The sequence below is a fragment of the Streptomyces albidochromogenes genome, from assembly GCF_005981925.1.
GTDB classification, from domain to species: Bacteria; Actinomycetota; Actinomycetes; order Streptomycetales; family Streptomycetaceae; genus Streptomyces; species Streptomyces albidochromogenes.
Genome location: NZ_VBVX01000382.1, coordinates 1 through 5,515, shown reverse-complemented (window position 1 = coordinate 5,515; position 5,515 = coordinate 1). Strand labels below are relative to the sequence as shown.

Annotated in this window: 6 protein-coding genes; 4 read left to right on the top strand and 2 right to left on the bottom strand. The window is 71.9% G+C overall.

All coding sequences use genetic code 11. From position 1 onward, the window contains the following. Positions 1 to 118 precede the first annotated feature (118 nt). Complete coding sequence (locus E2E34_RS30575; RefSeq protein WP_138905110.1) at positions 119 to 766, bottom strand: PH domain-containing protein; 648 nt, start codon at positions 764 to 766, stop codon at positions 119 to 121. Between the two features lie 89 nt (positions 767 to 855). Here E2E34_RS30575 and deoC point away from each other — a divergent pair, with 89 nt between their 5' ends. Genes deoC through E2E34_RS30560 form a run of 3 tightly spaced genes read left to right on the top strand, consistent with a single transcriptional unit; the run spans position 856 to position 4,155 of the window. Next, positions 856 to 1,806, top strand: coding sequence for a deoxyribose-phosphate aldolase (deoC, locus tag E2E34_RS30570; RefSeq protein ID WP_138905109.1), 951 nt, complete (start codon positions 856 to 858; stop codon positions 1,804 to 1,806). Between the two features lie 5 nt (positions 1,807 to 1,811). Continuing rightward, positions 1,812 to 3,248 (top strand): aldehyde dehydrogenase family protein, encoded by a 1,437-nt coding sequence (locus tag E2E34_RS30565; protein WP_138905108.1) that lies wholly within the window; start codon positions 1,812 to 1,814, stop codon positions 3,246 to 3,248. After that, positions 3,241 to 4,155, top strand: a complete 915-nt coding sequence (locus tag E2E34_RS30560) for an aldehyde dehydrogenase family protein (protein WP_138905107.1) — start codon at positions 3,241 to 3,243, stop codon at positions 4,153 to 4,155. The genes E2E34_RS30565 and E2E34_RS30560 overlap by 8 nt, the downstream gene beginning before the upstream one ends. Before the next feature lie 89 nt (positions 4,156 to 4,244). Here E2E34_RS30560 and E2E34_RS30555 read toward each other — a convergent pair whose 3' ends face one another. Next, positions 4,245 to 4,658 (bottom strand): hypothetical protein, encoded by a 414-nt coding sequence (locus E2E34_RS30555; protein ID WP_138905106.1) that lies wholly within the window; start codon positions 4,656 to 4,658, stop codon positions 4,245 to 4,247. A 54-nt stretch (positions 4,659 to 4,712) separates the two neighbouring features. Between E2E34_RS30555 and E2E34_RS30550 the strand changes: the two genes are divergently transcribed. Then, positions 4,713 to 5,408: a uridine kinase family protein gene (locus E2E34_RS30550; RefSeq protein WP_138905105.1), complete on the top strand. Its 696-nt coding sequence runs from the start codon at positions 4,713 to 4,715 to the stop codon at positions 5,406 to 5,408. Positions 5,409 to 5,515 lie beyond the last annotated feature (107 nt).

The window sequence follows — 5,515 nt, the reverse complement described above, 5'->3', positions numbered from 1 at the left end:
CCGCAGGGCGTCGAACGCAACCAGACCCGCACAACCACGGCCGGAGCCGAACGTTCGACACCCGAGGAGACGCCCCGGCACGGCACCGCCCCCGCAGCCCCCGCTCAGACCCGCCGCATCACCCCGTGGCGAAGAGCACCGCCAGCGCGATCGCCCCCGCCACGCACGGCGCGATGATCTCGTACGCCCACCGCACCGACGGGCCGCCCTGCGCGCCCGGCCGCGACGCGCACCGCTCCGCCTGCTCGCGCAGGTCGTCGACGGTCTGGTCGGCCGGCGCCCGGCGGGCCCGCGCGTCGGTGACGTCGGCGGTCGCGGACGTCCTGCCGTACGGATCGTCCGTCGCCCGCTTGGCCTGCTGCCGCGCGACCCGCTTGCGCTGCCGCAGCGACACGGGGATCGCCCACAGCTGGTACTTCCGGCCGCCCGCGAGCACCTCGCTGGAGTAACCGGCCCGCACCCCGTCGACCGCCGCCCAGGGCAGCGTGATCGTACGGAAGGGGTTGCGGATCCGCAGCCGGTCGTCGTTGGCGAAGACGGCGGGCCGCAGCGTGAAGGCCACCACCAGCGGCACGACGAAGAGCAGCCCGGCCACCGCGGCCCACGGCGTACGCCCCTCTCCGCGCACCAGCGCGTCACCGCCGACCCACGCGGCCAGCGCGAGCACCAGGACCCCGCCGGCCAGGGCGGAGGGCGACCGGAAGACCCGGTCGGCGTACGTCGGCTCGGCGGGCGGGTTGTTCGATCCGCCGGGGCTGCTAGTCATACGGCCGATTCTGCCTCACGTCACACCGGCTCGGCGGGGTCCGGGGGTGTACAGGCAGCTACGCGCGTAGATATGCTCATCTGGTGACCATGCCCACCACTGCACCCGCATTCGCCGACGTGACCGCGTCCGACGGCGCGCTGCGCCGCTTCCTGCACGGGCTGCCCGGCGTAGACACCGTCGGCCTCGAAGCGCGCGCCGCGTCCCTCGGCACCCGTTCGGTCAAGACCACGTCGAAGGCGTACGCCATCGACCTGGCCATCTCGATGATCGACCTCACCACGCTCGAAGGCGCGGACACCCCGGGCAAGGTCCGGGCGCTCTGCGCCAAGGGCGCCAACCCCGACCCGACCGACCGCACGACGCCGCGCGTCGCCGCGATCTGCGTCTATCCGGACATGGCGGAGACCGCGAAGGAGGCCCTGGCCGGAACGGGCATCAAGGTCGCCTCGGTCGCCACCGCCTTCCCGGCCGGCCGCGCCGCGCTCCCGGTGAAGCTCGCGGACGTGCGCGACGCCGTGGCCGCCGGAGCCGACGAGATCGACATGGTGATCGACCGGGGGGCCTTCCTCTCCGGTCACTACCTGAAGGTCTACGAGGAGATCGTGGCCGTGAAGGCCGAGTGCGGCGACGAGGCCCGCCTCAAGGTCATCTTCGAGACCGGCGAGCTGTCGACGTACGACAACATCCGCCGCGCGTCCTGGCTGGGGATGCTGGCGGGCGCGGACTTCATCAAGACGTCCACCGGCAAGGTCGGCGTGAACGCCACCCCGCCGAACACCCTGCTCATGCTCGAGGCCGTACGCGACTTCAAGGCGCAGACTGGAATCCAGATCGGCGTGAAGCCGGCCGGCGGCATCCGCACCACCAAGGACGCGATCAAGTTCCTGGTGCTGGTCAACGAGACGGTCGGCGAGGACTGGCTCACGAACGAATGGTTCCGCTTCGGCGCCTCCTCGCTGCTGAACGACCTGCTGATGCAGCGGCAGAAGCTGAGCACCGGCCGTTACTCCGGTCCCGACTACGTGACGGTGGACTGATCACCATGGCATCCGCATTCGAATACGCACCCGCCCCCGAGTCCCGCTCGGTGGTCGACATCGCCCCGTCGTACGGCCTGTTCATCGACGGCGAATTCACCGACGCGGCCGACGGCAAGGTCTTCAAGAGCGTCTCGCCGTCCACCGAGGAGGTGCTCTCCGAGGTCGCCCGCGCGGGCGCCGAGGACGTCGACCGCGCCGTGAAGGCGGCCCGCAAGGCGTTCGAGAAGTGGTCCGCGCTGCCGGGCGCCGAGCGCGCGAAGTACCTCTTCCGCATCGCGCGGATCATCCAGGAGCGCTCGCGCGAGCTGGCCGTCTTGGAGACGCTCGACAACGGCAAGCCGATCAAGGAGACCCGCGACGCGGACCTCCCCCTGGTCGCCGCGCACTTCTTCTACTACGCGGGCTGGGCCGACAAGCTCGACCACGCCGGGTACGGCGCCAACCCGCGCCCCCTCGGCGTGGCCGGCCAGGTCATCCCGTGGAACTTCCCGCTCCTCATGCTGGCGTGGAAGATCGCCCCGGCGCTCGCGACGGGCAACACCGTCGTGCTGAAGCCGGCCGAGACGACACCGCTGTCCGCGCTGTTCTTCGCGGACATCTGCCGCCAGGCCGGCCTGCCCAAGGGCGTCGTCAACATTCTTCCCGGTTACGGGGACGCCGGCGCCGCGCTCGTCGAGCACCCGGACGTGAACAAGGTCGCCTTCACCGGCTCCACGGCCGTCGGCAAGGCCATCGCCCGCCAGGTCGCGGGCACCGACAAGAAGGTCACCCTCGAACTGGGCGGCAAGGGCGCCAACATCGTCTTCGACGACGCCCCCATCGACCAGGCCGTCGAGGGCATCGTCACCGGCATCTTCTTCAACCAGGGCCAGGTCTGCTGCGCGGGCTCGCGCCTGCTGGTCCAGGAGTCGATCCAGGACGAGCTGCTCGACTCCCTCAAGCGCCGGCTGTCCACGCTGCGCCTGGGTGACCCGCTGGACAAGAACACCGACATCGGCGCGATCAACTCCGCCGAGCAGCTGGCCCGTATCACCGCGCTCGCCGAGACCGGCGAGGCGGAGGGCGCCGAGCGCTGGTCCGCGCCGTGCGACCTGCCCTCCTCCGGGTACTGGTTCGCGCCGACGCTCTTCACCGGCGTCACGCAGGCGCACACCGTCGCCCGCGACGAGATCTTCGGCCCGGTCCTCTCCGTGCTCTCCTTCCGCACCCCCGACGAGGCGGTCGCGAAGGCGAACAACACGCAGTACGGCCTGTCCGCCGGCATCTGGACGGAGAAGGGCTCGCGCATCCTCGCGGTCGCGAACAAGCTGCGCGCGGGCGTCGTCTGGGCCAACACGTTCAACAAGTTCGACCCGACCTCGCCCTTCGGCGGCTACAAGGAGTCGGGCTTCGGCCGCGAAGGCGGCCGTCACGGCCTGGAGGCGTACCTCGATGTCTGACCGCTTGAATGTCCTCAAGACCTACAAGCTGTACGTCGGGGGCAAGTTCCCCCGCTCCGAGAGCGGCCGGGTGTACGAAGTGACGACAGCAGCATCAGCCGCTGACGCGGCGGAGAAGGGCAAGTGGCTGGCCAACGCCCCCCTCTCGTCCCGCAAGGACGCCCGGGACGCGGTCGTCGCGGCGCGCAAGGCGTTCGGCGGCTGGTCGGGCGCGACGGCGTACAACCGCGGCCAGGTCCTCTACCGCGTGGCCGAGATGCTGGAGGGCCGCAGGAGCCAGTTCGTCCGTGAGGTGGCGCAGGCGGAGGGCCTGTCCAAGTCCAAGGCGGCGGAGGCCGTCGAAGCGGCGATCGACCGCTGGGTCTGGTACGCCGGCTGGACCGACAAGATCGCCCAGATCGTGGGCGGCGCGAACCCGGTGGCGGGCCCGTTCTTCAACCTCTCCACTCCGGAGCCCACGGGTGTCGTCACCGTCGTCGCGCCCCAGGAGTCGTCCTTCCTGGGCCTCGTCTCGGTGATCGCCCCGGTGATCGCGACGGGCAACACGGCCGTCGTCGTCGCTTCGGAGAAGTCGCCGCTGCCCGCGCTCTCACTCGGCGAGGTCCTGGCCACCTCCGACGTGCCGGGCGGCGTGGTGAACATCCTGTCCGGGCGCACCCGCGAGATCGCGCTCCCGCTCGCCTCGCACCAGGACGTCAACGCGATCGACCTCTCGGGCGCGGACGCCGACCTGGCACGTGAACTGGAGATCGCCGCCGCGGACAACCTCAAGCGGGTCCTTCGTCCACAGCCTGTGGACGGGGACTGGTCGGCCGACCCGGGTACGCACCGCCTGACGGCCTTCCTGGAGATGAAGACGGTCTGGCACCCGACGGGCACGCTGGGCGCGTCCGGTTCGGCGTACTGACCGACGACGCCGCACACGCGGGGGCCCCGTACCGCTCGCCGGTACGGGGCCCCCGCGCGTTCCGCAGCTTTCGTTCGGAGCCGCGCCGGTCAGCCCGGCAGCAGGCCGGTCGCCGGGCCGACCAGCGGCAGTTCCCGCAGCGCGTCGCCCTGGGTGAGGGGGGCGGTGACCGCCGACGTGCTCAGCGGCTGGAAGTCGGCCACCTGCGTGCCGAGGCCGTTGTCCAGCGGGTCCACGCCCGTGCCCGCCAGCGGGTTCAGGTGGAAGTCCTTGACCGGGCCGACGCCGCCGGCGGTGGCGGCCGTGAGGCCGCCGGTCAGGGCCCGGCCGGTCGCGGCCGGGTCGAAGTTTTCCAGCGGAACGTCGATCCCGGCCTCCTTGGGCACCGGCGCGGCCTGGGCCGCACCACCGCCCGCGGCGAGGGCCGCACCGGCGGCGGTGACGGCCAGACCTGCGCGCAGGAGAGCGCTCCGCTGGGACCTGGGACCTGCGTGACGTGCCATGGGATTCCCGCCTGAGTGAGTAATCACGAGCCTACGCAGCGTAGTTGAGATGTGATGCTCGATACCAACGTCTTCCCGGTGGGGTCCCCCGACCGGGTCAATGCCGCACAATGGTTCCCCGTGAGTTCATCCCCCATACCGACCCGCGTCGTCCTGCTGACGGGGCCCTCCGGCTCCGGAAAGTCGTCGCTCGCCGCCCGCACGGGCCTGCCCGTGCTGCGCCTCGACGACTTCTACAAAGAGGGTGACGACCCCACGCTCCCGCAGGTGGTGGGGAGTACGGACATCGACTGGGACTCCCCGCTGTCGTGGGACGCGGACGCCGCCGTCGCGGCGATCGAGGAGCTGTGCCGTACGGGTCGTACGGCGGTCCCCGTGTACTCCATCGCCACCAGCTCCGTCGTGGACCGGGAGACGCTCGACATCGACCGCACGCCCTTGTTCGTGGCAGAGGGGATCTTCGCGGCGGACATCGTGGCGCGCTGCGAGGAGCTGGGCGTGCTCGCCGACGCGCTCTGCCTGCGCGGGCGACCGTCGACCACGTTCCGCCGCCGGCTGATGCGGGATCTGCGCGAGGGGCGCAAGTCGGTGCCGTTCCTGCTGCGCAGGGGATGGCGGCTGATGCGGGCGGAGCGGGCGATCGTGGGCCGCCAGGCCGCCCTCGGGGCGTACCCCTGCGCGAAGGACGAGGCGCTGGGCCGGCTCGCCGCCGCGGCGGCCGGCCGTCACCGCACCCCCGCGGCTCGCTGACGCGGGGCGGCCCGGGCGGCGGCGGGCCCTTACGCCGCCCCCGCACAGCACAGCGCGGCGGGGCCGCACAGGCTCCCCCGCCTGTACGACCCCGCCGCGCTGTGCTG